Source organism: Bradyrhizobium sp. Kon56, from assembly GCF_055807635.1.
The window spans coordinates 1-262 of record NZ_JBVVOU010000469.1; the positions used below are offsets into that span (position 1 = coordinate 1).

The window sequence follows — 262 nt, forward strand, 5'->3', positions numbered from 1 at the left end:
TGGTCTTGCCGATATTGGCTTGCCATATGCGCACCACGGCCACGCCGTTGAGGGGCACGCGGCCAGGGTCGACCAGGCCGGCGCTGATGGCGAACGAACCGACCGCCGCGGAGAGGTTGCCGCAGTTGCCGCTCCAGTCGACAAAGGGTTTGTCGATGGAGACTTGCCCAAACAGGTAGTCCACGTCGTGGTCGGCGCGCGTGCTCTTGGCCAGGATCACGGTTTTGCTGGTGCTGGAGGTGGCGCCGCCCATGCCGTCGAT

At 65.3% G+C, this 262-nt stretch carries 1 protein-coding gene; it reads right to left on the reverse strand.

The window, feature by feature from the left end; translation table 11 throughout:
* Window positions 1-262, reverse strand: a 262-nt coding sequence (locus AC0L3B_RS39695; protein ID WP_473383340.1) for a PrpF domain-containing protein, incomplete at both ends; no start/stop codon positions are given.